30 protein-coding genes are annotated in these 25,746 nt (G+C 69.0%); all 30 read right to left on the reverse strand.

Features of this window, described 5'->3' with window-relative positions; translation table 11 throughout:
• Positions 1-34: 34 nt before the first annotated feature.
• Positions 35-985 carry an exonuclease domain-containing protein gene (locus ACGF8A_RS21760; RefSeq protein WP_393110549.1) on the reverse strand — a complete coding sequence of 317 codons (951 nt, stop codon included), beginning with the start codon at positions 983-985 and terminating at the stop codon, positions 35-37.
• Positions 982-1,227: a hypothetical protein gene (locus ACGF8A_RS21765; protein ID WP_393110551.1), complete on the reverse strand. Its 246-nt coding sequence runs from the start codon at positions 1,225-1,227 to the stop codon at positions 982-984. The genes ACGF8A_RS21760 and ACGF8A_RS21765 overlap by 4 nt, the downstream gene beginning before the upstream one ends.
• 226 nt (positions 1,228-1,453) lie before the next feature.
• Positions 1,454-1,627, reverse strand: a complete 174-nt coding sequence (locus tag ACGF8A_RS21770) for a hypothetical protein (protein WP_393110553.1) — start codon at positions 1,625-1,627, stop codon at positions 1,454-1,456.
• A 15-nt stretch (positions 1,628-1,642) separates the two neighbouring features.
• Positions 1,643-1,996 carry a hypothetical protein gene (locus ACGF8A_RS21775; protein WP_393110555.1) on the reverse strand — a complete coding sequence of 118 codons (354 nt, stop codon included), beginning with the start codon at positions 1,994-1,996 and terminating at the stop codon, positions 1,643-1,645.
• Positions 1,996-2,421, reverse strand: coding sequence for a hypothetical protein (locus ACGF8A_RS21780; RefSeq protein WP_393110557.1), 426 nt, complete (start codon positions 2,419-2,421; stop codon positions 1,996-1,998). The genes ACGF8A_RS21775 and ACGF8A_RS21780 overlap by 1 nt, the downstream gene beginning before the upstream one ends.
• Complete coding sequence (locus ACGF8A_RS21785; RefSeq protein ID WP_393110559.1) at positions 2,422-2,769, reverse strand: hypothetical protein; 348 nt, start codon at positions 2,767-2,769, stop codon at positions 2,422-2,424.
• The gene (locus ACGF8A_RS21790; protein WP_393110561.1) at positions 2,769-3,320 is read right to left on the reverse strand and encodes a hypothetical protein; all 552 of its coding nucleotides are present in this window, start codon (positions 3,318-3,320) and stop codon (positions 2,769-2,771) included. The genes ACGF8A_RS21785 and ACGF8A_RS21790 overlap by 1 nt, the downstream gene beginning before the upstream one ends.
• Positions 3,317-4,171: an N-acetylmuramoyl-L-alanine amidase gene (locus tag ACGF8A_RS21795; protein WP_393110563.1), complete on the reverse strand. Its 855-nt coding sequence runs from the start codon at positions 4,169-4,171 to the stop codon at positions 3,317-3,319. The genes ACGF8A_RS21790 and ACGF8A_RS21795 overlap by 4 nt, the downstream gene beginning before the upstream one ends.
• 49 nt (positions 4,172-4,220) lie before the next feature.
• Entirely contained in the window at positions 4,221-5,984 is a 1,764-nt protein-coding gene (locus ACGF8A_RS21800; RefSeq protein WP_393110565.1) for a glycosyl hydrolase family 28-related protein, read from the reverse strand.
• Position 5,985: 1 nt separating this feature from the next.
• Positions 5,986-6,918: a hypothetical protein gene (locus ACGF8A_RS21805; protein ID WP_393110567.1), complete on the reverse strand. Its 933-nt coding sequence runs from the start codon at positions 6,916-6,918 to the stop codon at positions 5,986-5,988.
• A 4-nt stretch (positions 6,919-6,922) separates the two neighbouring features.
• Positions 6,923-8,080, reverse strand: coding sequence for a siphovirus ReqiPepy6 Gp37-like family protein (locus ACGF8A_RS21810; protein ID WP_393110570.1), 1,158 nt, complete (start codon positions 8,078-8,080; stop codon positions 6,923-6,925).
• Complete coding sequence (locus tag ACGF8A_RS21815) at positions 8,080-9,057, reverse strand: phage tail protein (RefSeq protein ID WP_393110572.1); 978 nt, start codon at positions 9,055-9,057, stop codon at positions 8,080-8,082. The genes ACGF8A_RS21810 and ACGF8A_RS21815 overlap by 1 nt, the downstream gene beginning before the upstream one ends.
• Positions 9,058-13,557 carry a hypothetical protein gene (locus ACGF8A_RS21820; protein ID WP_393110574.1) on the reverse strand — a complete coding sequence of 1,500 codons (4,500 nt, stop codon included), beginning with the start codon at positions 13,555-13,557 and terminating at the stop codon, positions 9,058-9,060.
• A gap of 36 nt (positions 13,558-13,593) precedes the next feature.
• Positions 13,594-13,977: a hypothetical protein gene (locus ACGF8A_RS21825; RefSeq protein WP_393110576.1), complete on the reverse strand. Its 384-nt coding sequence runs from the start codon at positions 13,975-13,977 to the stop codon at positions 13,594-13,596.
• A 29-nt stretch (positions 13,978-14,006) separates the two neighbouring features.
• The gene (locus ACGF8A_RS21830) at positions 14,007-14,342 is read right to left on the reverse strand and encodes a hypothetical protein (protein WP_393110578.1); all 336 of its coding nucleotides are present in this window, start codon (positions 14,340-14,342) and stop codon (positions 14,007-14,009) included.
• 76 nt (positions 14,343-14,418) lie between these two features.
• A complete protein-coding gene (locus ACGF8A_RS21835) occupies positions 14,419-14,979 on the reverse strand; it encodes a phage tail protein (protein ID WP_393110580.1) in 561 nt (186 codons plus the stop codon).
• Between the two features lie 80 nt (positions 14,980-15,059).
• Complete coding sequence (locus ACGF8A_RS21840) at positions 15,060-15,482, reverse strand: hypothetical protein (RefSeq protein ID WP_393110582.1); 423 nt, start codon at positions 15,480-15,482, stop codon at positions 15,060-15,062.
• On the reverse strand, positions 15,479-15,712 hold the full coding sequence (locus ACGF8A_RS21845; RefSeq protein ID WP_393110584.1) for a hypothetical protein: 234 nt from the start codon (positions 15,710-15,712) through the stop codon (positions 15,479-15,481). Before ACGF8A_RS21845 ends, ACGF8A_RS21840 begins: the two co-directional genes overlap by 4 nt.
• On the reverse strand, positions 15,712-16,089 hold the full coding sequence (locus ACGF8A_RS21850) for a hypothetical protein (protein WP_393110586.1): 378 nt from the start codon (positions 16,087-16,089) through the stop codon (positions 15,712-15,714). Before ACGF8A_RS21850 ends, ACGF8A_RS21845 begins: the two co-directional genes overlap by 1 nt.
• Positions 16,089-16,427 (reverse strand): hypothetical protein, encoded by a 339-nt coding sequence (locus ACGF8A_RS21855; RefSeq protein WP_393110589.1) that lies wholly within the window; start codon positions 16,425-16,427, stop codon positions 16,089-16,091. The genes ACGF8A_RS21850 and ACGF8A_RS21855 overlap by 1 nt, the downstream gene beginning before the upstream one ends.
• Positions 16,427-17,011 carry a hypothetical protein gene (locus ACGF8A_RS21860; RefSeq protein ID WP_393110591.1) on the reverse strand — a complete coding sequence of 195 codons (585 nt, stop codon included), beginning with the start codon at positions 17,009-17,011 and terminating at the stop codon, positions 16,427-16,429. Before ACGF8A_RS21860 ends, ACGF8A_RS21855 begins: the two co-directional genes overlap by 1 nt.
• A 38-nt stretch (positions 17,012-17,049) precedes the next feature.
• Positions 17,050-17,253, reverse strand: coding sequence for a hypothetical protein (locus tag ACGF8A_RS21865; protein WP_393110593.1), 204 nt, complete (start codon positions 17,251-17,253; stop codon positions 17,050-17,052).
• A 1-nt stretch (position 17,254) separates the two neighbouring features.
• Positions 17,255-17,638, reverse strand: a complete 384-nt coding sequence (locus ACGF8A_RS21870) for a hypothetical protein (protein WP_393110595.1) — start codon at positions 17,636-17,638, stop codon at positions 17,255-17,257.
• A 12-nt stretch (positions 17,639-17,650) separates the two neighbouring features.
• Complete coding sequence (locus ACGF8A_RS21875; protein WP_393110598.1) at positions 17,651-18,595, reverse strand: phage major capsid protein; 945 nt, start codon at positions 18,593-18,595, stop codon at positions 17,651-17,653.
• Between the two features lie 59 nt (positions 18,596-18,654).
• Positions 18,655-19,158 carry a hypothetical protein gene (locus ACGF8A_RS21880; RefSeq protein ID WP_393110600.1) on the reverse strand — a complete coding sequence of 168 codons (504 nt, stop codon included), beginning with the start codon at positions 19,156-19,158 and terminating at the stop codon, positions 18,655-18,657.
• Between the two features lie 53 nt (positions 19,159-19,211).
• On the reverse strand, positions 19,212-20,201 hold the full coding sequence (locus ACGF8A_RS21885) for a hypothetical protein (protein ID WP_393110602.1): 990 nt from the start codon (positions 20,199-20,201) through the stop codon (positions 19,212-19,214).
• Positions 20,185-21,603, reverse strand: a complete 1,419-nt coding sequence (locus tag ACGF8A_RS21890; RefSeq protein WP_393110604.1) for a phage portal protein — start codon at positions 21,601-21,603, stop codon at positions 20,185-20,187. The genes ACGF8A_RS21885 and ACGF8A_RS21890 overlap by 17 nt, the downstream gene beginning before the upstream one ends.
• A 15-nt stretch (positions 21,604-21,618) precedes the next feature.
• The gene (locus tag ACGF8A_RS21895) at positions 21,619-23,082 is read right to left on the reverse strand and encodes a terminase large subunit (RefSeq protein WP_393110606.1); all 1,464 of its coding nucleotides are present in this window, start codon (positions 23,080-23,082) and stop codon (positions 21,619-21,621) included.
• 198 nt (positions 23,083-23,280) lie between these two features.
• Positions 23,281-24,324, reverse strand: a complete 1,044-nt coding sequence (locus tag ACGF8A_RS21900) for an HNH endonuclease (RefSeq protein WP_393110608.1) — start codon at positions 24,322-24,324, stop codon at positions 23,281-23,283.
• Positions 24,325-24,357: 33 nt separating this feature from the next.
• Positions 24,358-24,945, reverse strand: a complete 588-nt coding sequence (locus ACGF8A_RS21905) for a phage terminase small subunit P27 family (protein ID WP_393110610.1) — start codon at positions 24,943-24,945, stop codon at positions 24,358-24,360.
• Positions 24,946-25,746: the final 801 nt, after the last annotated feature.

Genomic DNA, 25,746 nt, shown 5'->3' on the forward strand with positions numbered 1-25,746 from the left:
GGCCAACCGGGCGCGCTTCAGAGATCGTTGGGCGCTACGCGGCCATCTCCTTGAGCGCGCTGATGACGGCTCGGCAGTCGTCGGCTGCACGGTGCCCGGCACCAGGGAGCGGCTGCCACCGGTAGTCGCCTTGCCGGTACAGCGGTTTGTCGTCGCGCGCTTCGTAGTCCCAGGTCCAGTCGCCGTACCACTCGGCGTAGGCCACCATCGCGCAGTCTTCCCACGTCTGGGCTGCCAGCCAGGCGCGGGCTGCGGGGTGGATGCGCTGGCGACCGTGACGGGGCTTCTCCAGGTTCACGTAGCGCGCGCGGTAATGCTGGTGGAGCTCGACGGCCAGACGGCGTTTGTCGAACTCTCGGTTGTAGATGACGACCTTGCGGTTATGGAGTGCCGTCGTGAGCGACACCAGCAGCTCGCTGAAGCTGGGGGCGTCCTTGACGGTGTCGTCGGTGATGCCGTGGATGCGGGTCGACTCGGCCGGGATCGGCACGCCCGGGTTGACGAGGCTGTCGAGGAGGACGCTGCCGTCGATGCCGAGGACGGCGATATCAACGATGCGGGCCCCGTCGTGAAGGCCCGTGGTCTCCGTGTCGAGCACGACGCAGGCTGGATCATCGAGCACCTTGCGCGCCCACTGAGCGGCAGCGTCGTGGTCCTGACGGAACATGGCGACCATCTCTTGATCGCACCACCCCTTGTGGATCTCATCGCAGTGATGACACGCACGCGCCTTCCACCACACTGCACGGCCAACGGCGAGCGCAGCGAGCTGGGCAGGGGTCGACTTGGGTTGCGGGCTGGTCTGCTCCAGCGTGTAGAGCGGGGCGTGGTGGTGGCGTGGCATGCAGTACAGCCACGCCTGTGGCCGGGTCTTCTGTCCGGGACGGAGTCGGCGGCCGGCGCCGCGGAGTTGGGCGCGGGTCATGAGGCCAGCGGGTGCGCTGCCCGTGCTGTAGACGGGCAGGTCCTGGTAGGTGGCGGTCACGGCTGCTCCTCGGCGGGCGGGATGACGATGGTGAGGTAGGCGCGGAGGGCGCCTGCGGTGTAGTGGCTGGGCCGGTACGAGACGGGGCCGCTGGAGTGGCCGGCGGCTTGCTGCATGGCAGCAACCACGCGGTGAACGTCGTCCTCGTGGCCGACGAGCCGGATCTCGACCGGGGAGCCGGGGGTGATCGGCGGGTTTTCGGTTCGCTGGCGTGATGCGCGTCGGTCTGGGGTGCGGGTCATGGGTGAAGTCCTCGGTGTGCGGGGCGGGTTGGCTTGATGCTGCCCGGCCCCTCGCATTGTTCGCAATCCCCCGCAAACAGCTCAGACACACCCCTATAGGGACGTGTGCGCGTGCGGGGGTCTAGCGGCCACCGAAGGTGCAGGTAACAACTTGGCAAAGAGTCGGCGTGCGCCCCTGCGCCGGACACAGCAGAACGCCCCCACCGCCGAAGCGGTGGGGGCGTCGTCATGCCGGGTCGTCCGGCAGGGGTTCGAGGGGCGGGTCGTACACCGGCTCCAGGAACGGGCTCGTCGACGGAGCAGGCACCGGCTGCGGCGGGGCTTCCCCCAGCTGCACGAGCGACCGCACGTCCGCCGCCGCATCATCCCGGCGCGGACGGAGCGGGATCGGGTCGGGCATGTCGCACTCCAGTTCTCACACGTCGATGCCGCGGACGTAACGTGCGGCACGCTCCGGCATCGGCTCGGGAGCCGGCGGCTCCATGCCCGCCCGCTTGATGTGCGACACCAGCGACCGCACCCGATGCAGAAGCCAGCCGATCGCCTCATCCTGGTCGGAGATGCGTTCCCGCTGCTTCTCCGCCTCGGTCTCCTGCCGCTGCACGCGGGATTCCAGGCGCTCGATCGCCTTGCCCTGCTGCTCGCTGATGGCGAGGAAGTCGTCCCGCCGCTCTTGCCGCTTCGTGCGGCGCGCGGACCGCGCCGACACGACCCCACCCACCGCGGCAACCGCAGCCATACCTGCCTGAACCCAGGTGTCTACACCCATTATTCGACTCGCACTCTCTTCACGCGGGGCGGCTCACGCCATCCCGCCACAACCAGCACGGGAACAGCGATCGCGGCCCACACGATGGCGGCCACCCACCCCCTCGGAAAGTCGCCGGTGGCCCACGCCATCAGATATGAGCCCATCCACGGCAGCACCATGAACGGCAGGGCCAGGAAAGCGGGCCAGTCCAGGCCTTGCGGCATCCACGCGCAGACGACCGCGACCAGCCCGGTCAGCACCCACAGCCAGCCCCACACCGTGAGCGGCATGAACTCCAGCGCGGGCCGCAGTCCGCGCTGGTCGGGCTGCGGGGTGGTGATCTGCGCGTACCCGTACAGCGCCCACACGGTGCCGTAGGACAGGAGGATCGCGCCGCGGCGGCCGAGGGCCTGGCCCAGCCGCCGGACGACACGGCGCGGCACTCAGACGCCCCGGACGGGCGCGCCGGCGGGTGTCGGGGAGACCTGGCCGCGGGTGAGCAGGCCGAGCACGGCGAGCACGACCGCGTTCAGGGAGCCGATCGTCTCGGGTGCGAGGTGCATGCCGTAGGCGGCGAGGAGCGCGGCGACCGCGGCGACGAGACCGGTGAACGCCGACGGCGCGATGGGCCGGGTGACGGCGGCAGTGGCCGCGGCGAACACCGCGGAGATGACGGCGACGATCGCGCCGGACTGCTCGGCGGACAGGCCGAAGTTGAAGGTGACCAGCAGCGACAGGGCGGCGCTGATCGTGGCGATGACGAGCGCGGGCTCGCGGCCGAAGAGCTTCATCAGGTTCTCGCTTCCTGTTCGGCGAGCCAGCGCCGCACGAACTGGTTGTGGCGTGCGTCCGCGAGAGCGTTGTGCTCGCCGGACTCCTGCTGAGGGAGTTCGTCCCAGCGCAGCCCGAGCCGGGCGCGCTCCTGCTGGATGTCGTGCGTGAACATCGGCACCCCGTCGGGGAGTGCGATCATCGGCCCCCACAGTTGGGCGAGGGCAACGTGGTCGTAGGCGCCGTAGTTCGCCCACAGCTGTACGTCCGGCCCGGCGGCGCGAATGAACGCGGCAACCTCGGCGGCGATGGTCGACCGGTGCTTCACCCGGTGGTCGGCGTAGTGGAAGAGCCAGCGCTTCGGCATGTGAATGCGCTGGTCGCCGTGCCCCTTCGGAAGTCCGGGAACCACGTTCTCCATCAGCCACTTGTGCTTGCGGATCTTCCGCACGGGCATGTCCCGATTGACGGCGTAGTACTCGCGGCCGTCGTCGCACACCATGCCGATGGAGATCAGCTCGATGTGGCGGCCGTCCTCCAGGAACTCCAGGTCGTAGTCGATGGCGGTCACGATGCCTCGTCGGGGACGTCGAGGCGGACGGTGATGGACTCCAGTGCGGCCCGGAGTTCGGAGACGATCGCGGCCGGGTCGAGGTCGCCCAGCCCGGCGGTCAGCGTGGCGACGGCGCCGACAAGCTTCTCGTTCGCCGCCTGCAGCGCGGCCACGTTGCGGTCGATGCGGCGGAGGAGGATCTCCTCGTTCTCGAACGCCGTCTTCATCGCGATGTGCGGGTTGCTGGCGCGGGTCGACGGGTTGTTGTTCTTGATGATGCCGTCGGTCTTGAGGATCGTTTCGACGTCGGCCTTGGTGAGGGGCATGCTGTCCTCCGTGGGCGGGGCGGGTTCGGTGTTCGGTCGGGGTGCGCCCGTCTGCACCCAGGCGTAGACGGTGTCGCCGGGGCAGGCGGTGGCGTAGCCGTCGCGGTGCCCGCCCAGCCACGTCCCGGCCGGGCCTTCGCTGCGGCAGTACTCGATGGCGTCGCGCGCGCCGTGCAGTTGTGCGTCCGTCGGCGCGGTGAGACCCGACGAGCCGACCATCAGCAGCACCGCGTAGTCCTGGTCGTTCAGCGTGGTGTTGCCGTTCGCGCTGTTGCGGCGCTTCAGGCCGCGGCCCTCGTACACGTAGCCGTGTGTGCAGACGACGAAGGAGTAGCCGATGTCGGACCAGCCGTTGCCGTCCATGTGCTGGGCCTGGATCTGCCGCACGTAGGCGGCGCACTGCGCGTGATGCCGGTCGTAGTAGGTGGTGCCGAGGTAGTGGAGTTTCACGCCGCGCCGGGCACGGCTGTACGGGGTGGCCCCGTTCGGGGTGCGATACGCGCGCGCACCCCACTGGGAGCGGCTGACGAGTTTGAGGGCCATCGGTTCTCCAGGCATGCGAAAGCCCCGGGCCGGCGGCTCGGGGCGGGGGTCAGCGGATGCGGGTCAGCTTCAGTGAGCAGCCCGCGCGGAGGATGGTGTTGGCGGCGTTCGACGCGTTCTGTGCCCACGACAGGGTGATCGGTCCGGCGGTCGCGCCGACGACGAGGGTGCCCTTGAGGGTGGTGCCGGTGCCGGACGCGAACGTGACCGCGGTGGCCGCGCTCGACGCGCCGACGCTGTCGTTGTCGGTCCACACCATGGCCGCCCCGGACGGCACGAGCCATGTGGCGCGGAAGCCGCCGCCGCCGGTGGACCAGACGGCCACGCACTCGACGTCGTACACGGCGTTGGGTTCGACCTCCAGCGTCAGCTCGGGGTCGGCTGTGGTGGTGACCGTGGACGCGCGCGGGGTGTCGTCCTCCTTGACGACGGCGGTCGTTACAGTCATCGGCCCGTCGCCGAGGTTGTTGGTGTAGAGGGTGCCGATGCCGTTGATCTCGGCGGTGGCGACCGCGCAGTCACCCTTGACGATCAGCACGTTGTTCGAGATGAGGTTCGGACCAGCGTCGCCCGAGCCCTCCTCACGGATCAGCCAGCCGGTCTTGTCGTCGGTCGTCGACGAGGCGATCGAGTTGCCGACGATCAGGTTGTTGCGAGTTCCGAACTCCAGGTGCACGCCCGCGACCTGGCCGGTGAGTGAGCCGACCTCGCCGGGGCTGAAGATGGTGCTGCCGGTGACGACGTTGCCGGTGCCCGCAATGAAGACGCTGTCACCGCCGGTCCCGTCGAAGTTGCAGCCGTTGATCTTCGTGGCGCTCGCGTCCTGGATTCGGATGCCCTTGGTGTTGTTGGTCGCGCCGCCGACGAAGTTGCAGGACTCGATCGTCTGCGTGCCCGCCCGGTCGAGGATGCAGACCGCGGTCCCCCACGTCGTGCCGCCCGATCCGCCGAGGAATTCGAAGTCACAGCCGATGATCTGGTTCTCGTCGTTGGCGTCCATGTGGATGCCACGGCCGGGGCCGTCCGACCCCATCGCCCCGTCGAACAGGCAGCCGATGATCCTGTTGTTGTGGCCGAAGGCACCACCGGTCTGCGGCCCCAGATAGAGGGCGTCGTCACGGCAAGCAACGAAGTGGATGTTGTCGAACCTACAGGCGACCGCGCCCGCAGCGTAGATGCCCCCAGACTCGTCGGTCTGGCCGGACTCGTTGCCGTCGATCTTCAGGTCGCGGATCGTGACCCGGGTGTCACCACCGCCCATCTCGATGACGTAACAGTTGGCGCCCACAGCCAGCTTCAGGCTTGAGGTCCAGCCCGAGCCGATGATCGTGGGGCCCTCGCCTGCGGGCAGCAGCAGCGGCGCGGACAGCATGTAGGTTCCGCGCGGGATGTAGATCGTGCCGCCCTCAATGGCGGTGGCCGCGTCGATCGCCGCCTGAATGCTCGCCGTGTCGTCGCGGACGCCGTCGCCAGCCGCCCCGTACAAGGGGTCGGTGACGACGATCCAGTCCAGCTTCGTCGACGCGCTGCTCGTCAGATCGCGGGTCGCCAGCCACGCCCGCGTGCCGCCGCCCGCCTGCGCCCACATACCCAGCACGCCGTCCGGCCCGGAGAACTCGGGCAGCGCGCCGAACTCGTCGGTGACGACCTGCGTGACCGGCGTGCCCGTGGCGTCGAGCAGGTCGGTGTACTGCAGGCCGCCCTCGGCCTCATCCCAGAACGTCACCACCACGTTGGCGGCGACACCCCACAGCCCGTCGGACGGCTGCACCACGAAGTCCGCCACGCCGGCACCGAATGTTGCACGAGCCATGTCACACCACCCACGAGACGCTGTTCGGCATGACGACATCACCGGTCGAAATCCCGGGATGCTGCGTCAGCCACACCTGCCCGGCCCGCTCGTTACCCGCCGCGTAGACCGTGACCCGCCCGATACGCGACCCGGTCAGATACGCGACGGCGTAAATGTGATGCGTGGGCCGGTACCCGGCAGGGATCAGCACCGGCAGGCGGCTGTCCGAAGCACCCGTGAAACTGGAGCCCACCCGGTCGAACTCACCCAGCCGGAAATGCACGTTCCCGTTACGCTCCCAGATCACCGGGGTGATCCCCACCGTCCACGACGACAGCGCCGACGACACGTTGATGACCCCGGAATCCGAATAGACCGTGATCCAGGCGGAACCGTTGAAGAGGACCAGGCGGCCGGTGTCGATCTCGTAGCAGACATCACCGCGGCGCGGCATCGCCGGGCGGCTCGTCGAAGTGCACGGCCGCAGCCGAGTCCCCACATACTGCTCGGCGCGCGTCACCGACACCGCACTCGCACCAGCAGGCACCGTCACCAGAGCGAGCGGCACCTCGAACACGCCGATGTCCCCCGTGTCCTGCACCAAGGCCGGAGCACCCGCGCCCGCGGTTCCCTCACGGATCACGGCCCGCACCTGCCAGGTCGAACGGTCAAGGCGCAGCACCACCCAGTCGGTACGCGTCGATCCTGTGGCGTTCGCCGAGACGGGCAGGTTGACGGGCGTCGTTCCGGAGTACCAGGCGTGCCCGCGCACTGAAGCGCGCGCCTCGGCCCGCACGGTCACGTTGAGGCCGACACCCGCAGAGGCGACGGCCGCATCCGTCGGGTCACCGTAGACGCCGTCGTCGGAGAAGCGCGCGGCCATCTTCTCGTACTCGGTGTCGGTGACGGCCCGGCTGGCGTGAGATGGGGACGGCCACGAATCCTGAGCCATGTGGCTACCTCGCTTCCAGTCGGTTGAGCCGACGGGTCACCCTGCCGAGCAGCCTCACCGTCTGAGGGTCAGTGGTGGCATCCAAAGATCCGACGACAGAGGTCACGCTCTCGCCGGTGCCGGGCTCGGCGTGCAGGTGGATGGAGCGGACGATGTTGGTGACCTCCAGGCCGTGCGGCAGCGCCACGGTGACCAGGTCGCCGAGGTCGAAGTCGCGGCCGGCCTGCAGGTCCGGAGTGTCGATGGTGACAGTGGACAGCTCGACCGGCCCGGACCCGTCGGCGAGGTCGCTGCGGCCGGCGACCGTCAGTTCGAGGTTGGCGTTGTTGTCGGCGCCGCCGTCGATGAAGCGCTCGACCCGCCACCACTCGGTGGCTGCCGCCGAGTCGGCGACTTCGACGAAGGTGCGGGTGGTGCTGCCCTCGGTTTCGGTGCCGGCGACAAGCGCGTGGGTGACGGTCGGCGCGCCCCGCTTGTAGGTGACGCCGCGCAGGTTGCCGAGGCCGACGGAGAAGCGGGCCGTGGCCGTGAGGTCCTGGGGTTCGTAGCAGCCGAACAGGATCTGAGTGCCGACCTGCCGGGTACGGAAGCCGATGCCGCCGCCGTCGGCTGCCGCCCGCCGGGCAGCGTCGAGCAGCGGCTCGAACCTGGTCTTCATGGTGGTGGCCGTGCCGACTCCTGCGACGCTGTCGAGGGCGAAGCTGGGGATGCGGCGCGCTGTGACTGCGGCGGGCCCACAGTTCTCGTTGACGAGCGTGCGGATGATCGTCTCGGCGTTGGTGGCGTTGATCTGCCGGTAGGTGATGCCGTGCTGCGTCGCCCACGCGTTCGCGGGCTCAGGCCAGGTGATGTAGCCCGCGACCAGCGCCAAGTCGTCACTGAAGCTCACCGTGACCTGCCCCGGGTCCTGCTCGCCGTCGATGGACCAGGAGAAGTCGGCGGGAACCTCCATCGGGCCCCCCATCCAGATCCCGCCGTCGCGGATCACGACGAGGCGGTTGCCGGGCTGTAGCTGCTCCATCACCTCCGGGTAGGCGGGCAAGGTGACCGAGCCCGCCCCCGGCTCGTTGAACTTCTTCGCGGCGTCGAGGCTGGTCCAGCCGGTGAGCGGGTCGCCCTGCACGGTCAGCGTGTTGTCGGTGACGAGGAGTTGGATGGTCATCAGGCTGTCTCGTATCGGGCGTTGAAGGTCAGGTTCACCGACGATTCGGGCCCGGACCCGGACAGCGCGAACGTCACCTCGTTGTCGCCGGGCTCCAGCCCCCACAGCGTGGCTGCGGGCCAGTCCAGGCCGCCGATCCAGTTGTCGCCGTTCTCGAAGCGCACACGCGGCGGGTCGGTGGAGATCGTGACCTTCTCGCCAGCGAGCAGGCTGCCGTGCCCGATCGCGGGAGCATCCGGGTCGAGTGTGAAGGCCTCGCCCGTCCCGGCATGCGTGAACGTGATCGAGCTGGCCGGGCCGGTCACCACCCACGTCGGCCAGACGTCGACGTCGCCCGGATTGTGCACGGTCGTCGCGCCCAGCACCTGCGACGACGACACCGTCGGATAGGGCGTGAAGAAGCTACTGAGAGTGCCCGTCTCCCGGGTTACTGTCCACGGGGCGGGATCGAACCAGTACGGGTCCTCGCACCACAGCGAGATCACGGCACTGTCGGCGTCGCGGTAGTACCCCCGCTTGGCCTGCCCCTCGAATCCGTCCTGGTAGTAGACCCGGATCTGCCGACGCGTACCGTCCGGCCGGGCAATCTCCAGCAGGCCCGGCCCCTCCTGCCTGCGAAGGGTGCGGGTGAACGCGGTAGCCAGCGCCCGCCACCGCTGCAGGAACTCGGTGTGGTCCTTGCCCTGCACGAACAGCGGCCACACGATGGTCCGCGGCTGCGGCTGGACATGCCGCAGACGCGCACCTCCGCGCGGGTGAGGGTCGCTGGTCAGCTCATATGGCGTCGCCCCCAGCCCGGATACGCCGTCGGCCAGCGTGAACCAGCCTGCCGCCTCGTCGGTGAGCGGCCACACCGTGCCGGACGGATCGATGTACGTCGCGGTGGCGTACCCGATCTCCGGCAGCGGTACGGGTGTCCCGCCGGGCGGCTCTCCCGTATCCGGCGGGATGACGACAGGTGCTGCGATGATGGGCATTTACCGCGGCCTCCCCACCCTGGCCCGGGCCTCTTGGACGCGCTGGACGCGCTCCAGGTCGGCGACGGTGAAATCGGCGGTGCGTGCGTTGATGACGTACTGCGTGGCCGGCCCGGCAGCAGTGCCCGCTGCCGCGGCGCCCACCATGGTTCGCCACTGGCTGTCGGTGAGGACGGCCTCCGGCTTGCCGGTGAGGTTGACCGCGGTGGTCACGCCGGGCTGGAGCCAGCCGCCGGAGTCGTAGCCGCCGGCCCGGTTGTACGCCCGCGGCAGGCTGCCGTAGGCGGCGAGCGCGTACTTCATGCTGGAGTAGATGTTGGCCAGCGGGTTCGTCGACACCCCGTACAGGAACGGGCCGGTGTTCCGGTACTTCCCGGCGTAGGACCGGAAGGTGGGGCCGATGACCTGCATGAGGCCCACCGACGGGTGTCCCGCCTGCCAGTTGGAGTCCCACTTGTTGACGATGGTCGGGTTGCCGCCGGACTCCTGGTTCATCCGGCGGAGGGTGATGCCGTCGTAGGCGAGCGGCTGACCGACCTCGCCGAGCGCCTTACGGACGACGCCCCGCCACTGCTCGACGCCCGCACCGGCCTTGTAGTCGATGTTCGGGACGGACCGCTTGTCGCCTTCCTTGCCCGCGCTGACCAGGCGCGACACGGCGCCCTTCATCAGGCTCTTGAGGAGCCCCACCCAGCCGATGTTGCCGCCCGGGATTGCCTTGATGAGGGGGTTGATGACGGACTTCACGCCGGAGGTGATGGCGCCGCCGAAGGTGTCCTTCAGCCAGGAGGCGCTCTTCTTCACCTTGTCCCAGGCGCCGCCGAGGATGTCGCCGATGCCGGAGAAGATGCCGCCGTCGGCGAAGCCCAGCATGCCGCGCACTGCCCCGACTCCGCCGCGGCGGGCGGCGGCGTTCATGGCGTGGACGTAGCCGGGTCCGACCGCGCGCGTCCACTCCGGGCGCATGACGGCCTCGCCGCCGCTGAGAGCGACAGGTCCGGCGACGGACGGCATGAGGTGCACGTCGCGGCCAGGGGTGTAGCCGGGCAGGATGCCGCCGGTGGCGAACTCCATGGGCTTGAGGTGCTTGCCGCCGAACGCGTCGGTGACGAGGTTCCACACCTTGCGGATGCCGTTGTTGTAGACGGTGTCGACGATGAACTTGACGGGGTCGCGGGCGATCTTCTTGATGCGGTCCCAGGCCGTCTTGATGCTCTTGACCGCCTCGGTGAACGCGCCGACCAGCCGGTTCTTCAGAGTTGTACCCCAGCCCGGAATGGTCTTGGTGAAGAAGTCGCGGATCGGGTAGATCACCCAGGTCTTGAGCCAGACCCACGAGTCGTTGACGCCGGTACGCAGACCGATCCACGACTCGGCGACCTTGCGACGCAGGGTGGATCCCCAGCCGGGGATCGTCTTCGTGAAGAAGTCCCGGATCGGGTACAGCACCAGAACCTTGATCAGAGTCCACGCGTCGGAGATGGCCTTCTTGATGCCGTTCCAGATGCTGATCGTTCGGTCGCGGAGCAGGCGGAACGCTGGGATCAGCCGTTTCGTCACCCAGCTGATCAGGTCTGCGATCACGGTGATGATGCCGGATACCCATCCGATCGCCGTCGACAGTGCACCCGCCAGGCCGCCTACGAGGAAGGTGGCAAGGTCGATCAGCGGGGGCAGCAGCCAGTCCAAAACGTTGACCGCCAGTTCCAGCACCAGCCCGATCAGTTGCGCGAGCGGCGGCACGAGGGGCAGCAGTGCGACGGCCAGGTCCACTCCGGCCTGTACCAGCTGCAGGATCGACGGCAGGAGCTGCATCAGCACTCCGGCCGCCATCTCCAGCACCATCCCGACCAGCTCGGTCAGCACCGGGAACAGGGGCGTGAACGCACCCACCAGGATAATGAGCGCGTCCGTCAGGGGCGGCAGCACGCGGGCGAGAGTGTTCGCGAGCAGGCCGACGAACTCCCCCAAGATGGGGGCGATGTCGGCGAGGATCGGCGCGAGCTGCTGCGCGATCTGCCCGGCCATCTCGGCGAGCGGGCCGACGATCTGCAAGAGCGCTTCGGCGATCCCGACGAACGCGTCCGCGACCGTGGGCAGTACCGGCAGCAGCGCCTCCAGGACGCTCTGCACGAGCTGCACACCGATCGGGATCAGCGGCGACAGGCCCTCGACGAGGAGAACGGCCGCGTCGGCGAATCCCAGCAGACTGGGCAGCATGGTCAGCAGGGCGGCCCCGATCGCCTCGAAGGCCTGCCCGATGACAGGCAGGAGTGGCTCCAGCGCGGCGAACACGTTGTCGACCAGCTGCACGCCGACGTCGACCAGCGGGGTGAGCGCCGGCACGATCTGAGCGAGGGCCGCAGCGAATACGTCGGCGACCAACTGCGCGACCTGCGCCAGCAGTCCGATCAGCGGCTGCAACATCGGCTGCAGCGCCTGGAACACGCCAGCCACCAGCCCCGCGACCTGCACCAGGGCAGGGGTCAGCGCCTGGACCACCTGCATCAGTGGCCCGACGAGGAGATTGGCCAGCTGCATGGTGACCGCCACGACCGGCTGCAGCGCGGGCGCCAGTCCGGTGATTACCTGGCTGATCAGGGTGGCGATCGGCTGCAGCAGCGGCATCACCGCGGTGACGATTTGCAGGATCGTCGTACCGACGAGGACCAGCGCGGGCGCGAGCGCATCGACGATCGGCAGCAGCGCAGCGCCCAAGGTGGTGGCGAGCTGCTGCAGGAGCGGTCCGAGCGCGGTCGCCAGGATCGCGATCGGCTGGGCGATCGCCGCCATCAGCGGCACGGCAGCCTGCACGATCGCCCCGATGACGGGGACGAGCGCGCCAACGATTTGGGCCACCGACGCGAACAGGCTGCGCAGCTGCGCCTGCATCTGTGGCGCGGCCAGGATGCGTTCCAGCTCGCCGAACACGGCACCCAACGCGCCGACGATCTGCCCGCCCGCGTCCGACGCGGCCTTGAAGATCTGGCTGACGACGCCGAAGACGTTTCCGAGCAGCGTCCCGAACTGCGACAGAATCCCGAACGCGGTCGTGATGGCCTGCTCAAGACCGCCCGACTCGAACGATGCGGCAATGCCGTCGGTGAAGCTCTTGATGGCCCCCGCGAACTGGGTGAGCAGCGCATTGAACGCGGGCTGCGCGGCGACAGCGAGCTGCCCCCACGCTGTGATGAGCTGGCCGGGCGTGTCCTGGAAGACCCTCAGGTTGGCGGTGGCGTCCTTCAGGATCTGGTCGAGCATCCCCGACCGGGCCATCTCCGTGACCGCGCCGGCAGCCGACTTGGCGATGGCGTTCCACACGCCGGCCGTTGCGGTGAGCTGCCGCTGCAGGATCGGGATGGTGGTGCGTCCGAGGGTGGTGACCGTGTCGTCGAGGCCTCGGAACAGCTCGTTCTGCACGGACAGGCGCATCGCATCCCAGGCGGGCGCCAGCCCCTGCACGGCCCGCACGAAGCTCTGCGCATTGGGGGCGAGCTTGGCCATGGCCTGGTCCAGCGCCGACGTCTGCGCTGCAGCCGCGGCCTGTGCGTCCGCCACCGCAGCGGCAGCGTCGGCTACCGCGCGCTGGGCGTCCTCGATCTGCCGGGCGCCCTCGGCGCGCGCCTCGTCCACGCCGCGCTGCGCGTCGGCGAGAGCTCGCTCCTTGTCGGCGACGTTCTCGTTCGCCTCCGAGATCCGCTCGCGGACGGCGAGAACCTGCTCGCTGCCCTCGATGCCCGCCTTGTTCGCAGCCTTCGTGTCCTCGGCAAGCCTTTTGGTCTCGGTGCGCTGCTCGGTCAGGTTGAGCTTGGCCCGCTCGTAGGCGATGCGGAGCCGCTCCAGCTCCTCCGGATCCGTGCCCGGCTTCCGCTGGGCTGCCCTCAGCTCGTCCTCGGCCTCCTTCAGGCGGAGGACGGCCTCGCGCTCGTCGAGGTGGGACTCGGCGAGCCGCTGATTCATGTCCTGCAGCGCGCGGGCGGCTTCACGGCGAGCGTCGTTCAGCTCGGCCTGCACCTCACGTGCGTCGCGCTGAGCCTCGGCCAGGTCCCGCTCGGCGTCCGCGACCTGCCGCTGCGCGTCCGCGACACGGCGGGCCGCGTCCTCACGCGCCTGCGCGAGCGCACGCTGCGCGTTCGCCAGCCCGCGCTGCGCGGACTCCACGGCCCGCGTCGCCGAAGCAGCCGACGACGCCTGCGCGGTCGAGTCGGCGAATGCCGCCTTGAAGGCAGCCCCGACGCCGGTCAGTCCCAGCTTGAGTGCACCAGCAGCCACGCCGGCAGTCGTCAGAGCGGGAGCCAGTGCAGCGGCGCCGGCGGCGGCCGACGAGAGGTTCGCACCGATCGCGATACCGGCGAGCGCACCCAGGCCCTTCAGCCCGGCGCCGAACGCCTTGCTGAAGGCTCCCGCCCCGGACCGCCCGGCCTGGCTGGCGCGGGCGTTGACGGAGCGGGACCAGTCCCCCTCGAACTCGGGGCGGATCGAGACGTATCCGCGTCCCACGAGGACGCCACCAGCACCGGCCACCGCGCACCCCCGTTACTGGTTCGCGGCGGGCCTCCCGAAGACCTGCGCCAGTTGCTTGGCTCCGGAGCCGTGACGGCCACCGAAGCGGATGACGTTCGACTTGGGCTGCTCGACACCCGGGCGGGGAATCGGGCGGGGCGGCTTCAGGCGGCCCGTCTTCTTCGGATCTCCGCCCAACTTGATCGTGGCGAAGGTGTTCTCTCGCACCGCGTCAGCGATCGTCGCCAGCAGCTGCCGGTCCAGCGTCCACGCTTCCTCTTCCGGCGTGGACCCGCGCACCGCGCGTGCCGTGGCCGAGTCGTGCGGCAGATGGCTGAGGAACACCCGCAGCTCACGCCAACTGAGCGTCCCACGCCACAGGTCCAGCAGGGACCGGCCCGGCCAGTACCGGGCCATGTCCCACTCGACGGCCTCCCCGTACTCCGTCAGGAAGCGGAGGAGGCCTGCAATTCCCCCGGCTCGATCCCGGACCGCCGCATCCACTCCTCGGCGACCAGGTTCAGGTCGGTGATGGTGTAGCCGGCGTCCACCATCTCCTTGACCTTCTCCGGGCCGAGCGCGACGCGCAGGATGCCGAGGTAGTCCTCAGGCCCGCGCATCCGCTCCTGCAGATCCATCGGCAGCGAGTGGAAGGGCTCCAGGGTGAACTCCACGCCTCGCAGCTCGAACGTAACCGGCTCCGGGAGCGCGTCGCGCTTCTGCTTGGCGAGCGTGTCGAGGGAAACGACTTCGCGCCCGGCGGGCTTCTTGCTGGTGGTCATGCTGATCTCTCCTTGCGGGTGTAGCGGGTTGGGGCCCGGCAGACGCGACCCGCTAGGCACGTCTGCCGGGAGTTCGTCAGGCCGCGGACCAGGCCGGGTCGTTGGACAGCCACACCGCGATCTCGGGCGCGGTGTCGGCGTAGGCGGAGACGGTCATGCCGAGGCCGACCGCGCCGGAGCGGGCGAGGGTGATGGACTCCCGGTCGGTGACCTCACCGCGGGCGATGATCAGCCGGTTCTTGATGGTGCCGTCGAGCCACTCCAGGCCGATCGCCCGCTCGTCGGGGGCCGGGGCCGCCGGGATGCTGAGCTTGTGCACGGTGCCGGAGACGTCGCTCATGGTGGCGCTGGGGAAGTACAGCGTCATCGTGGCCGTCTTCAGCTCGATCGCGGTGAAGCCGAGCGTCATGTCGACGCCGGTCAGCACCTTCCGCACCGGGGACAGGGACTGCCAGGCGTTGATGTCCTCGGTCTCCGTCGAGTACGACATCTCCACGCCGTCGTCGGACAGGTAGCCGAGGTCGACCCAGCCGGCCGCCCATGCGCTGTCGAGGTCGGCGGGTGCGGTGGTGCCCTTCGGGGCGATGTAGATCGATCCGTTGAGACCGACCCTCACGTTGTCGGCGTCGTTCGCCACGGGATGCCTCCAGGCATAGCGAGGACCCGCACGGCCAGACGCCGACGGGTGAATGGGTGATGGGTGCGGGTTGGGTGCTGCTACGCGGGGCGGATCACCATGCTCATTACGAGCACGTAGCGCGGGATCGTGTCCGTCTCGGCGGACGGCTGGTAGGGCAGCCAGACCAGCGACGTCTCGTCGACGCCGTAGATGCGGGCGCCGTGCTGCGTCGTTCCCTGCGCGGCAATCAGGTGGGCAGAGATAGCGGCCGCGAGGTCGCGGGCCTGCTTCTTCGTCGCACCCAGGATGTCGATGTCGAGGGTGCGGTCAGCGGTCACCGGCTTCTGCCGGGACCCGCCTCCCCCCAGCGTGACCGAGACGATGCCAGGGGGCAGCTTGGCTTCCCAGCCGTCGGGCCACTCGGTGCCGACGATCGTGCCCGTCGGCAGGACGCTCTTGAGGATCCTGACGGTGACCTGCTCGGCGTCCGGCATGGGCGCCGCCTGCAGGCCGCCGCTCACCGCCGCTTCCCGCCCGTCTCGGGCGGCGAAGCCGGGACCACCTGCTCGGGCTGGTCCGTCGTGTTGGTGACCTCGGAGGTGCCCGGCTCCAGCCGGCCACCGTCTTCGTAGCCGGTCACCTCGGCGACGAGTCCGTCGCGGCGCAGCGCCTTCAAGGTGACGTCGTCGACGTCGAGTTCCTCGCCCGGGGCCTTGTCCCCGTACCAGGTTGCGAGCTTGATCCGGGGCATCAGGTGCTCCTCAGCGAGTCCAGGGCACGACCGAGCGTGCGCGTCTTCGGGGACCAGCCAGCCTGCGGCCGGTCACGGGAGGTGGCGGGGCGGCCCGACCCGAACTCGACCTGCAGCGCCCACGGGGCGGTTGCGCCGAACTCGGCGCGCCAGCCGTTCGGCCGTAGCGTCGCCGCGGAGTACACGCTCGCCGCGTACTCGCCGTGGCGCTGCACCGCCGGGTCGTAGGTCGGGCCCGAGTACCGCGGTGCAGTCGCCCGCGCCACGGCGGCACCACGATCCGCAGCCTCCTTCAGGGCGTTGCGCATGCCGGGCAGGCGGGCGATCTCGTCATACAGCTCCGGGTTGGGCACAAACCGGAAACGGCCTGCGGCCATCACGCCACCTCCCGAAGGTCGGCCTCGACGTGGTGCACTCCCCCGCCCGGGGCGGGCCAGCGGGCCACCTTGCCGATGACCTGCATGGTCGTATCCCACGCCTCGACTCGGTCGGTCTCGCGCAGGTCCACGTCCATGCCGCGGGGCGTGTACAGGCGCCAGCCGGTGACCGTGACCTGCTTGTCCTCGGTGTCCTCGGTCGAGCCGCCGTTCGGCTGCACGTTGACCCCGGACACCGGGATGCGAGTGGCGCCGGCGCCCCAGTCGGGTTGCTCGTTGCCGTACTCGTCCTCGGCGACACCGGCACGAACGATGACGATGTCCTGCAGGTACAGCATCAGCGGCTCCGCAGGTTCACCGACGCGGCCGTGCGGCGGTAGCGGTCCAGCACCTTCTGCTCGGTGCGGGACAGCAGCACGCCCAGGTACTCGCCGACCGCCGGGATCAGGTAGGTGGTGGAGATCCCGCCGACCGTTTCCGAGCGGATCCCGGACGGGTTGACGATCACCCGGTTCGCGGCCTGCAGCACGATCGCTTTGATGTCGCCTGGCACGGGATCGTAGCCGTGCGTGTAGGTGACCGTGACCTGTGGCGGCCGGTTGGCCGCCGGAGGCCGGTCCCACGCTGCCGAACGGAGAACCAGGTCGTTGCCGTCCTGCCACCAGTCCTGCGTGGCCACATCGTTGACGAGCACAGCGTCGATCTCGACGACCGGGCGCTGCGGCAGCGTCACCACTCCCGCGCACCGGTGCAGCACCGGATCGGCCCGCCGCATCGTGAACGTGTCCGTCGTCGTCGCGCGCGTGATGTCCTGACGGACATAGGCCCGGACCACGCTCGACGCCTGGTCCAGCAGGGCCTGCGCCTGCTGCTCCTGGTCCGGCGTGAAAGTCCGGCCCAGCAGGGTGGCGAGGTCGGCCACCGTCGCCAGCGAAGGCAGTGGCATGGTGGCCTCCCCGTCTACTCGTCGCCGCTCTTCGCGGCCTTGAGGACACCAGCGACGGTGTAGGAGTCGTCGTCCGCGTCGTCGACCCGGTCGCCGCGGTAGCCGACGTCCCAGCCGCCTCGGGTGTGCACCTCGTCGACCGCCTCTGGAGCCACGGTCTTCTCGGCGCCGCCGGGCTTTTCCTCGGCCTTCGCTGCAGGCTTCCGTGCTGCCGCCATGTCAGCCCCTCGCCCTCTGCGTCACCGGGGTGACGTTGTTCGTCAGCTTGTCCGGGGTCGCGGTGCCCGCATTCACGGCCGCCACGGTGTACGTCTCGGACTCGGCGTCCGTCTCCGGCGACCAGCCCGTGAACCCGTAGGCCGTCGGCAGGGCGCGGCCCAGCGTCACCGACGGCGAGCCCGAAGCGGACGCGTTCGCCGACAGAGTCGCTGCCGTGTCAGAGGTGACCGTAGCGATCGTCGCCGCCGCGGGGATGCCGGTCCCGGTGATGGTGCGGCCGGCGTCCTCCTCGTGGAAGGTGCCGGCCGCCGCGGTGATATTGGCGCTGGCGTTGGTCGTGGTGACCGTGACCGTGCGCCCTTCGTTCGTGCGTCCCACTGCCATGACTCAGCCTCCTTACGGCAGGTCGAGGCGGGCCACCGGGTAGCGGCTGGCCTCGGTCGGCTGGTCGTTGTTGATGGTGTTCGCGACCTGCCAGCCCACGCGGAACGTCAGACGGATGGCGGTCATGTCCTGCTGCGCCAGGTTGTAGATGATGGCGCCGGTGTTGTCCTGGATGACGGCCTGGTCGAGGATCTTCATCGAGATGTCCGACCGGACGCCGACGACGAACTGCGACCAGTCGCCCATGAAGAGCTGCGGGGATCCGGCCGAGGTCGGGAAGAGCCCCCGCATCGGGTACACGACCGGCATGCCGTCGATCATCGTGAGGGCGCCGTTCACGCGCGTCTCGTCGAGCTTTTTGCCCTGCGAGTCACGCGACTTGCGCAGCTTGCTCTTCACCGACGTGGCGCCGACGAACCCGTCAACCTCGAACCCGTCGGCCTCGACCTTCTCGTAGCCGTTGTCGATGTCACCGAAGAACCCACCCGCCGTCGCCGCCGAGTTCGCAGTCACAGCATTGCCGGCCGCGGTCGCAGCGGCGCCGACGTTCGTCGGCCACGAGGCCGGTGCGTTGGTGCCGAAGAACACCGCGGCGTCGAGTGCCCGCCCGAACGCCTCGGTGATCAGGGGCATTGCCTCGTCCCACACGTTGGCGTCCACGTCCGCGAGGACGTTGTCCGGGACCGGCATGATCGCCGCGATCTCCTCGATGTTAAGGAACTTGTTCGTCCAGTTGACCTCGGTGGTCTGCTTCAGACCGGTGTCACCGGTCACGAAGTACGCCGTGGGCAGGGCCGACAGGACCGGGAACCGGACCTGCGCCCGGCCGACCGGCACCCGGCGGAACAGCGACAGCGTCGCCGACTGCTCCGTCGCCTTACCGAGCATCTCGTTCGAGACTTCCTCGGGAATCAGGGCGGACGCGTCGGTGCGCGAAACGATGTTGTTGTACGGCACGGCTCAGTGCCTCCTCTGTCCAGATGAGATCCGGCCGGTCGAGCCGCGCCGGTGGCTGGTCAGCCCAGGCCCGCCTTCTGGCGGATCAGGGCGTTCATGTCGGTCGGGGCGGGCGCGGGCTTCCGCACGCCGCCGTCGTAGCTGGGAGTCTGCCGCTGCCCGAGAACTTCGAGCAGGCTGTCCGCGTCGGCGGCCATCTCCTCCTCGGTGGACCCGCGCAGGCGCGCGGCCAGCTCAGCGGGGAGCTTCTTGGTCGCCGCGACCCGGTAGCGGAGCAGCTCCTCGCGGGCGCTCGCCGCCTCGGTCTCAGCGGCCTGTGCGCGCTCGGCGAGCTTCTGCGCCTCGGTCTTGTCGCGGTCCTCGAACTCCTGCAGACGCTTGCTCAGCTCGTCGAGCTGTTTCTGTGAGGCCTTGGCCTGCTTCTCGGCAGCGGCTGCCCGCTTGCGTTCGGCGGCCAGGGCCTTCTGTCCGGCTTCGCCGAGACCGGCGGGGACGTCGTCGGTGTGCTCGGGCTCCGTCGCGGGCTCCGGCTCGGTGACGTCGTTGGTGTTCTCGTCAGCCATCGCGGCTGTCCTTCCGTTCACCCCGCCCTCGCGGCAGGGACACTCAAGATCGGCTAGACGATGTAGCCGTAGCGGCGCAGCAACTCGACCTGCTCATCGCGGCCGGACGCCTGCCGGAAAATCTCCTGCGGGGTCAGACGCGGCGTCGTGGACTGGCTGTATCGCTGTCCCTGGTAGCGGGCAAAGTCTCCGCCCGCCCGGCGCATCTGCCGCCCGTACAGGCCGCGGCGCGTGATGCCCTCAGTTGTAGTTGGCCGGTAGCTGCGCCCGCGCACTCCCGCCAAATCCATACCGCGGCGAGCGTTGACGACCTGCCCGAGATCGGCACCTGAACGGATCGCCTTCGCGCCATCCACTGTGAACACCCGGCGCTGCTCCCTCTCCGACATTCCAGCGAACAGTTGCCGCGGCGTCGGCACGTTTGGCCATTCCTCCTCGCGCAGCGGCAGGGTCTGGCAGTCACAGTTCGGATGCCGGTCGAATCCCTCGCTGTACCGGTACATCTGGCCGGACAGGATGATGCAGCGCGCACACGCGGGCAGCTGCACTACGCGCACGTAGGCGACGCAGTTGCGGTTCGCCGCCATGCCCACCTGGTCCGCGGACCGGGCCGTGTCCGCAATCGCCGTGGACGCGTAGCGGGCCATGTCGGCGAGGCCGCCGAGCATCGCCTCATCCGGCGTCATCCCGGCTGCCAGTCGGCGCCGCACGCCGATCGCGGGCAGGAACAGCAGCGTCTCCAGCGGACCACCATCGGGAGCGATCCCGGCGAACGCCGCCGCCACCAGCGTTGCCTCCGCGAGCGCCGCCCCGCCCTGGGCGGCCATCTGCGCCGCGATGTACGCCTGCGCTGCGTCCGCCACCGACAGTTGCCCCTCAGCGACCGCAGCCACGATCGCCGCCCCGGCAGCGCCCCCCAAGTCATCCTCGACGGTCGCCGGTGACATGCCCTTCCACAGGGCCTGCACCTGTTCGACCACCGCGCGGATCACCGACGTCACCTGTCCGTAACGGCTACGCCCGAGCTCAACCGGCGTCGCCATCGCCGCCCGCCGCAGTCACGTCCGGCTTCGGCCCGTACAGGCTCGCCAGGTCACCGCCGAGGATCCGCGCCGCCTGCTGGTCGGCCTGCTCACGCCACTGCGCGATCTCCGTCTGCGACGCGCCCCAGCGCTCCCACAGCGCCTCCCTCGGTACGCCGAGCGTGGACATCTTCACCAACGCGTCGACGAGCTCACCCTCGGTACGAAACTCCGGGTTGTGCCAGATCACCTCAAGCGATGCCAGGTCCCGGGAGTCTCCAGCAGCCTGCAACGCCAGCCGCGCAACCTCCTCCATGCCCTCGCCAAGGGGGCGCTGACGCTGACGCACCTTCGCGACGAGCCCGGACTCGGTGGCCTTCAGCGTCTCACCGTTGACGTTCGACAGCTTGCCGAGCAGGTACTGGGCTGGCGTGCGCGTGCGCGCGGCCATGTGCTGCACGTCGGACTCCACTGAGTCCAGGTACGGTCGCAGGTCGGTGGCCTGGAACTCGCCGACCGTAACGTTTTCGTCCTCGATCACCCACAGTCGGTCCACGGCCGCCTTGAACGGCTCAATCGGCTGCCCGTTGTCATCGATCGGCACCTCGTAGCCGGTCATCCACCGCTGCCGGAACGCGGAGAACTCCTGCGCCATCATCCGGTCGATCAGCGTCTTGTTGATCCGGTCCTGGTCGTCGAGAACATCCTCGATCTCCGAGTGCGCCTCACCCAGCAGGTCGGGACGGTTCGGAATCTCTACGAGCGGCACCACGTCGAGCGGGTTGCGGGCCGGCCAGTCCTCACCGGCGACCTCGCGGGGTTCCCACTTGGGCGGCCCCATCGCGCCCTTCTGCTGCTCCGGCGCCCGGTATTTGAAGATCAGGCCGTCGACGAACAGCGTCGTCCAGACGTCCCCAGTCCAGTCGTCGAAGAACGTCTTCAACCCCGCACGCCGCTTGCGGCGGCTGCCCGACTCGTAGGCGACGATCGCCTGCGTCGCATCCTCCGCCGTGATCAGCGGCGTCGACGCGTCGTCCGGATTCGGGGCCACCAGCGCGAACGAGCGGCCCACCTTCACCGCTTCCGTCAGCTGCAGATCCGAGTCGGCGTCCATGCTGTTCGCCTGCCAGATCCGCCACAACTCTGCGTCGCCGACCCTCTGCTTCCTACCGAGCCGGAACCCGTCGATTTGCAGCCGCTCCGCCGTCGCGTCCACGACCAGGCCCACATAGTTCGACCTGGACTGCTTCAGCAGCCGCTGGAACCCGGGCCGCGCCTTATCCGGGATCATCGGCAGCGGATGGTCGCCCGAGTAGTACTGCCGCATCGTGTCCGCGTACTTGCGGCGCTCGGCCAGCTCCTTCCATAGCTGGTCCACCCACCACAGCGGCTCACCCGGCTTCGGCTTCTGCGAGGGGGCCACGAGCACCCCCTCGCGTCAGAATCCGACCGCCACCCGAGACTTCGCCTTCGGCCTGCGCAAGTAGCCGTCCAGGCCCATCACCGTCGCCGCGACCCCGTCAATCCGAGCCTGCGACTTCTTCCGATCCGGCTTCATCGGCCGGTAGTTGTCGTTGCCGTCCGCGATCGTCTCCACACACCCGGCCATCCACCTAAGGATCGGATGCCCACCGTGCCGGAACCGCTGCTCCAGCAGCAGCCGGTCCAGCTCCTTACAGGCTGGCGACAGGCCCAGGAACGTCTGGCTGATCGGCGTCACCTTCACACCGCGCTTCGTGTCCCGGTCCACGTTCTGCACCAGCTGACCGGCGAACATGCGGTCGTAGCCGATCCACTGCACGTCGAAGTGCTGGCAGTCCGCCAGCACCTGCTTCTCGATCGTGTCGTAGTCGATCGCGTCGCCCTCGGTCAGCCTCAGGAAGCCCTCGCGGGCCCACTGTGCGAGCGGCACCTGCAACTGCCGCTGCAGTTCCTCAAGCCGCTCGGACGGCAGCCAGAACCGGGACACCAGCTCAACCTCGACGCCCGGCTGCTTCGAATCCACGGCCAGCACCCAGGCGCTGAGGTCGGAGACCGCCGACAGGTCCAGGCCGCCCCAGGCCCGACGCCCCTTCAGCGCAGTCTCGTCGACCATGCCCGCCACCCGGTCCCAGGAGCGGACATCGATCCACCGGGTGGACGCCTTCGACCTGATGTTGAGACTCAGGCGGAGGAACGTCGGGTAGTAGCTGGGCGTCGCCTTGGCGCGCTCGGCTTCCCGTCGCATGTACGCGAGTGTTGGGCTCACTCCGAGCCCTGGGTTCGCACGCGCCCAGGTCGCTGGGTCAAACGGGTCCGCATCCTCAGGAGCCGCCCAGATCACCCCGTAGTGGCCGGGGTCGTTCACGACCCGGCTGGCGACCTTCTCGGTCAGCCCGTGCAACTCGTCGTAGATGGAACCCTCTTGCGCGTCATCCGCCGTGGTCAAGAAGACGACCAGCGGTTGGTCCCTCGCGCCGACACCAGTCATGATCGCATCGATTAGATCGCGCGACTTATGGACGTGGACCTCGTCGACCACAGCCCCGGAGACGTTCAATCCATGCGCGGTCTCTGCGATCCGCGATAGAGCTCGGAACACGCCGCCCGTGCGCGGCACCCGAATCACTGAGGTCAGAACCTCAGCGCGCCCCTTGACTGCCTTGGACGTGGCGGCCATCCGTTTGGCGTCGTCGAACACGCGCTTCGCCTGGTCGAGACTTCCCGCCGCCGTGTAGACCTCGGCCCCGATTTCGCCGTCGGCCAGCAGGAGCGTGAGCGCGACGCCCGACGACAGCGTGCTTTTCCCGCCTTGCGTGGCACCTCCACCCAGACGTTCCGCGCCACGCGCACGGGACAGCCCAGTTCCTCGTCGTGATAACGCCAACCGAAGACAGGCGCCACGATCCAGACTCGCTGCCAAGGCGCCAGGATGAGCGGGCTCCCACCCCAGCGCCCCTTAGTGTGCTTGAACGACTCGATCGCCCTGAGCGCCCGGCGAGCAGCCTCTACATCGAAGTAGGCGCCCGGGTGGTCTGCAAGCTGGTTGGCGGAGATCAGGGGGCGCGATTCCCACGCCTGCCGGATCTCTGCGTCGTCCATCCCGAGTTCTACAAGGGCGTCATACGGAACGGGAAGCAGCGCAGGGTCGAACTCTTCCGCCACCCGAGCCACCCCCCGACCTGTACATCAAGAAGTCCAGAAGATCTTTGGCTTGCTTCGAGCAATTGCAGGAGGTGCAGACTGGAGCCAGGTTCTCCCAGCTGTCGAGCCCGCCGTTCGCGATCGACTCAATGTGGTCTATGGCCTCTGCTGGAGCGCCGCAGTAGACACAAGGGTCCCGAATGATGATGGCCCGGTACTCGATGGTCGCGCTCCGCTCCGATGTCGCGCCGGCCTTGAGCCGCTTGCCGCGCCGTTGTCGCCACGCTCGAAGCTTCTCCGGGTTGCGGCGCTGATAGTCACGAAGGGCATGCCGGACACAGAAGCCATTGCTGGAGTACGGCGCTCCGCAGCCCTCGGCCTCACAGATGAGGCCGCGCCCCGACCGCCGATTGCCACCCTTGTTCGGATCACCGTGGGCCTTGAGCTTCTGGTAGTGCCGACTGCACAGGCCTCGGGCCAGCGCCTCACCGGTGCAGCCTTCAATCGAGCACGAAGGGCGTGGCTCCGCCACGGGATCATCGGTCGTCCCCGACTTGCGCAGCCGTGAGTAGTGCGTGCTGCAAAGGCCTTGTCCGTGAGCACGTCGACTGCAGCCGCCCGCCTTGCACTTGGCGGGCTCGTCGACGACGCGAGCATTCGTTGTGCCGGTCTCATTCAATCGGCGAAGGTGCAGATGACACAGGCCACGCCCCTTGTAGGGCCGGTCGCACCCTTCAACCTCGCAGCGGCCGTCGTGCTGACGGTTCAGCTTGGATACAGCAGGGTCGCCGTGGGCTCGCCACCGGTCGTAATGAAGCCGACAGTATCCCTGCCCGAAGCGAGGTCTATCGCATCCATCGACGGTGCACCCACGCCGGGTCTTGCCCGGCGCGTTCGGAGTGCCATGCGTCTTCCAGCGCTGATAGTGCTTTGAGCACCACCCTCGCGCGATCAGCCTGTCGTCGCATCCTTCGATGCTGCATGTAGCGTTAGCCACGTCGACTCCTGGTAAGTCGGCCACGCCCGGGGGTGTTAGCGCACCCGCCGGGGTCCTCTAATCGAAGACGCTGTCCTCGTCGTCATCGTTCCCCTCCGGCGGCGTCAGCCGGCCCCGCGCCGACGGGCTCAGCCCCAACTCCCCTATATACGTCTTCAACTGCGTCCGGTACTGCGACGCAATCGTCGTCAGCGGATTCCGGCACGGACCGCGCTGCCCCATCGTCACCAAGCCCTCGATGCTGAGCTGCCGCTCGCACCACTCCAGCCGGGCCACGCACACGCAGTAGTCCACAGCCGTCGACCGGTCCACCGACGTCAGCCCCGACATGCGCTGAAGCACCGGCACAACGCTCGACCACTCACGCGATGCAACGCCGCGGCCGAAGTCTGCGGCCTCCGCCGCAACCTTCAACCGCTGCCAGACCTGCACCTCATGCCGGTACACCTTCAGCTGCTCGTCGTCCGCACCGCGCGGCGCCCGCGGCTTGGGCGGTACCCGCGACGCCGGGAAGAACACCGCCCAGTCAGGCTCGACCAGCTCGGCCGGCGGGAGCTTGACACCCTCGCGGACCGGGCGCTTGCCCGGGTTGCCCTCACGGACGACCTGCAGCGGGGGCTTCGGCTTGCGACCAGGCACGGCCATGCAAGATCACCCCCAAGATCAAAAGGCTCGGATCCGCGGCGCCACGGATTTCCCTCCCCCGCGGTCCCGCAGGCGCGCGCGGGCGGGTGCGCCCCCACCCGGGTGCGTGCGCGTGCGCGCGAGGATCTTGAACTTGATCAATCCGAAATGATCCCGGCGATGATGCGACGATCAGCCGCCGCGGCGTATCCGGTCCGAGCAGCCCACTTCGCCACCCGCGACTGATCGGTCATCCTCGGGCCGGCGTTGGCGATCCTGGCAGCCCGAGCGTTGCCCAGTCGGCCCTTCAGGGCGTCGTAGACCTTCCCTCAGCCGACCACGATGCCCCGAATGCGGTAGCCCTTGCCCTTCAGGATGGCTTCACCTGCGCTGCTCGGCGTTCCATCCTCCGGGCTGATGCCGCGCGGTCTCTCTGCTGTGGCAAGGCTTGCACAGCCCACGTCCGTACTGCGGATCGTCGGCGTCCATGCCTTCACGCTCCAGCTGCTGCCTCGACCTTGGCCAGTGGTCGGCCTCTGTGGCTGGCGCCCTACGGCAGAGGACGCACACGGGCTGGGCGTCGAGTACGCCACGGCGGAAGCGGTCCTCGTGCCGTGCCGTGTAGCCCCGTCTCCGTGCCCCGCCTCGGACCCTTGTGTCCCTGCCGTGTATCGGACAGGGCTTGGTCTGGTCACAACCTGGCCGTGAGCAGGGAGGCTTGAGCCGTGACGGCACGCTGGCCTCCCCTACTGCGCTAGCGTGCCCCTCCCGGAACCAGGGGGGTTCCAGGAATAGAGGGGTGCTTTCGAATGGCCAGTGGTT

This window comes from Streptomyces sp. NPDC047706 (assembly GCF_043204795.1).
In the GTDB taxonomy this organism is placed as follows: domain Bacteria; phylum Actinomycetota; class Actinomycetes; order Streptomycetales; family Streptomycetaceae; genus Streptomyces.

Bases quoted from the DNA above. Each gene is read 5' to 3' on its own strand.
- ACGF8A_RS21765 (WP_393110551.1), bottom strand. From the start codon at position 1,227: ATGACCCGCACCCCAGACCGACGCGCATCACGCCAGCGAACCGAAAAC.
- ACGF8A_RS21770 (WP_393110553.1), bottom strand. From the start codon at position 1,627: ATGCCCGACCCGATCCCGCTCCGTCCGCGCCGGGATGATGCGGCGGCG.
- ACGF8A_RS21775 (WP_393110555.1), bottom strand. From the start codon at position 1,996: ATGGGTGTAGACACCTGGGTTCAGGCAGGTATGGCTGCGGTTGCCGCG.
- ACGF8A_RS21785 (WP_393110559.1), bottom strand. From the start codon at position 2,769: ATGAAGCTCTTCGGCCGCGAGCCCGCGCTCGTCATCGCCACGATCAGC.
- ACGF8A_RS21795 (WP_393110563.1), bottom strand. From the start codon at position 4,171: ATGGCCCTCAAACTCGTCAGCCGCTCCCAGTGGGGTGCGCGCGCGTAT.
- ACGF8A_RS21800 (WP_393110565.1), bottom strand. From the start codon at position 5,984: ATGGCTCGTGCAACATTCGGTGCCGGCGTGGCGGACTTCGTGGTGCAG.
- ACGF8A_RS21805 (WP_393110567.1), bottom strand. From the start codon at position 6,918: ATGGCTCAGGATTCGTGGCCGTCCCCATCTCACGCCAGCCGGGCCGTC.
- ACGF8A_RS21810 (WP_393110570.1), bottom strand. From the start codon at position 8,080: ATGACCATCCAACTCCTCGTCACCGACAACACGCTGACCGTGCAGGGC.
- ACGF8A_RS21815 (WP_393110572.1), bottom strand. From the start codon at position 9,057: ATGCCCATCATCGCAGCACCTGTCGTCATCCCGCCGGATACGGGAGAG.
- ACGF8A_RS21825 (WP_393110576.1), bottom strand. From the start codon at position 13,977: ATGGCCCGGTACTGGCCGGGCCGGTCCCTGCTGGACCTGTGGCGTGGG.
- ACGF8A_RS21830 (WP_393110578.1), bottom strand. From the start codon at position 14,342: ATGACCACCAGCAAGAAGCCCGCCGGGCGCGAAGTCGTTTCCCTCGAC.
- ACGF8A_RS21845 (WP_393110584.1), bottom strand. From the start codon at position 15,712: ATGCCCCGGATCAAGCTCGCAACCTGGTACGGGGACAAGGCCCCGGGC.
- ACGF8A_RS21850 (WP_393110586.1), bottom strand. From the start codon at position 16,089: ATGGCCGCAGGCCGTTTCCGGTTTGTGCCCAACCCGGAGCTGTATGAC.
- ACGF8A_RS21855 (WP_393110589.1), bottom strand. From the start codon at position 16,427: ATGCTGTACCTGCAGGACATCGTCATCGTTCGTGCCGGTGTCGCCGAG.
- ACGF8A_RS21865 (WP_393110593.1), bottom strand. From the start codon at position 17,253: ATGGCGGCAGCACGGAAGCCTGCAGCGAAGGCCGAGGAAAAGCCCGGC.
- ACGF8A_RS21870 (WP_393110595.1), bottom strand. From the start codon at position 17,638: ATGGCAGTGGGACGCACGAACGAAGGGCGCACGGTCACGGTCACCACG.
- ACGF8A_RS21880 (WP_393110600.1), bottom strand. From the start codon at position 19,158: ATGGCTGACGAGAACACCAACGACGTCACCGAGCCGGAGCCCGCGACG.
- ACGF8A_RS21885 (WP_393110602.1), bottom strand. From the start codon at position 20,201: ATGGCGACGCCGGTTGAGCTCGGGCGTAGCCGTTACGGACAGGTGACG.
- ACGF8A_RS21905 (WP_393110610.1), bottom strand. From the start codon at position 24,945: ATGGCCGTGCCTGGTCGCAAGCCGAAGCCCCCGCTGCAGGTCGTCCGT.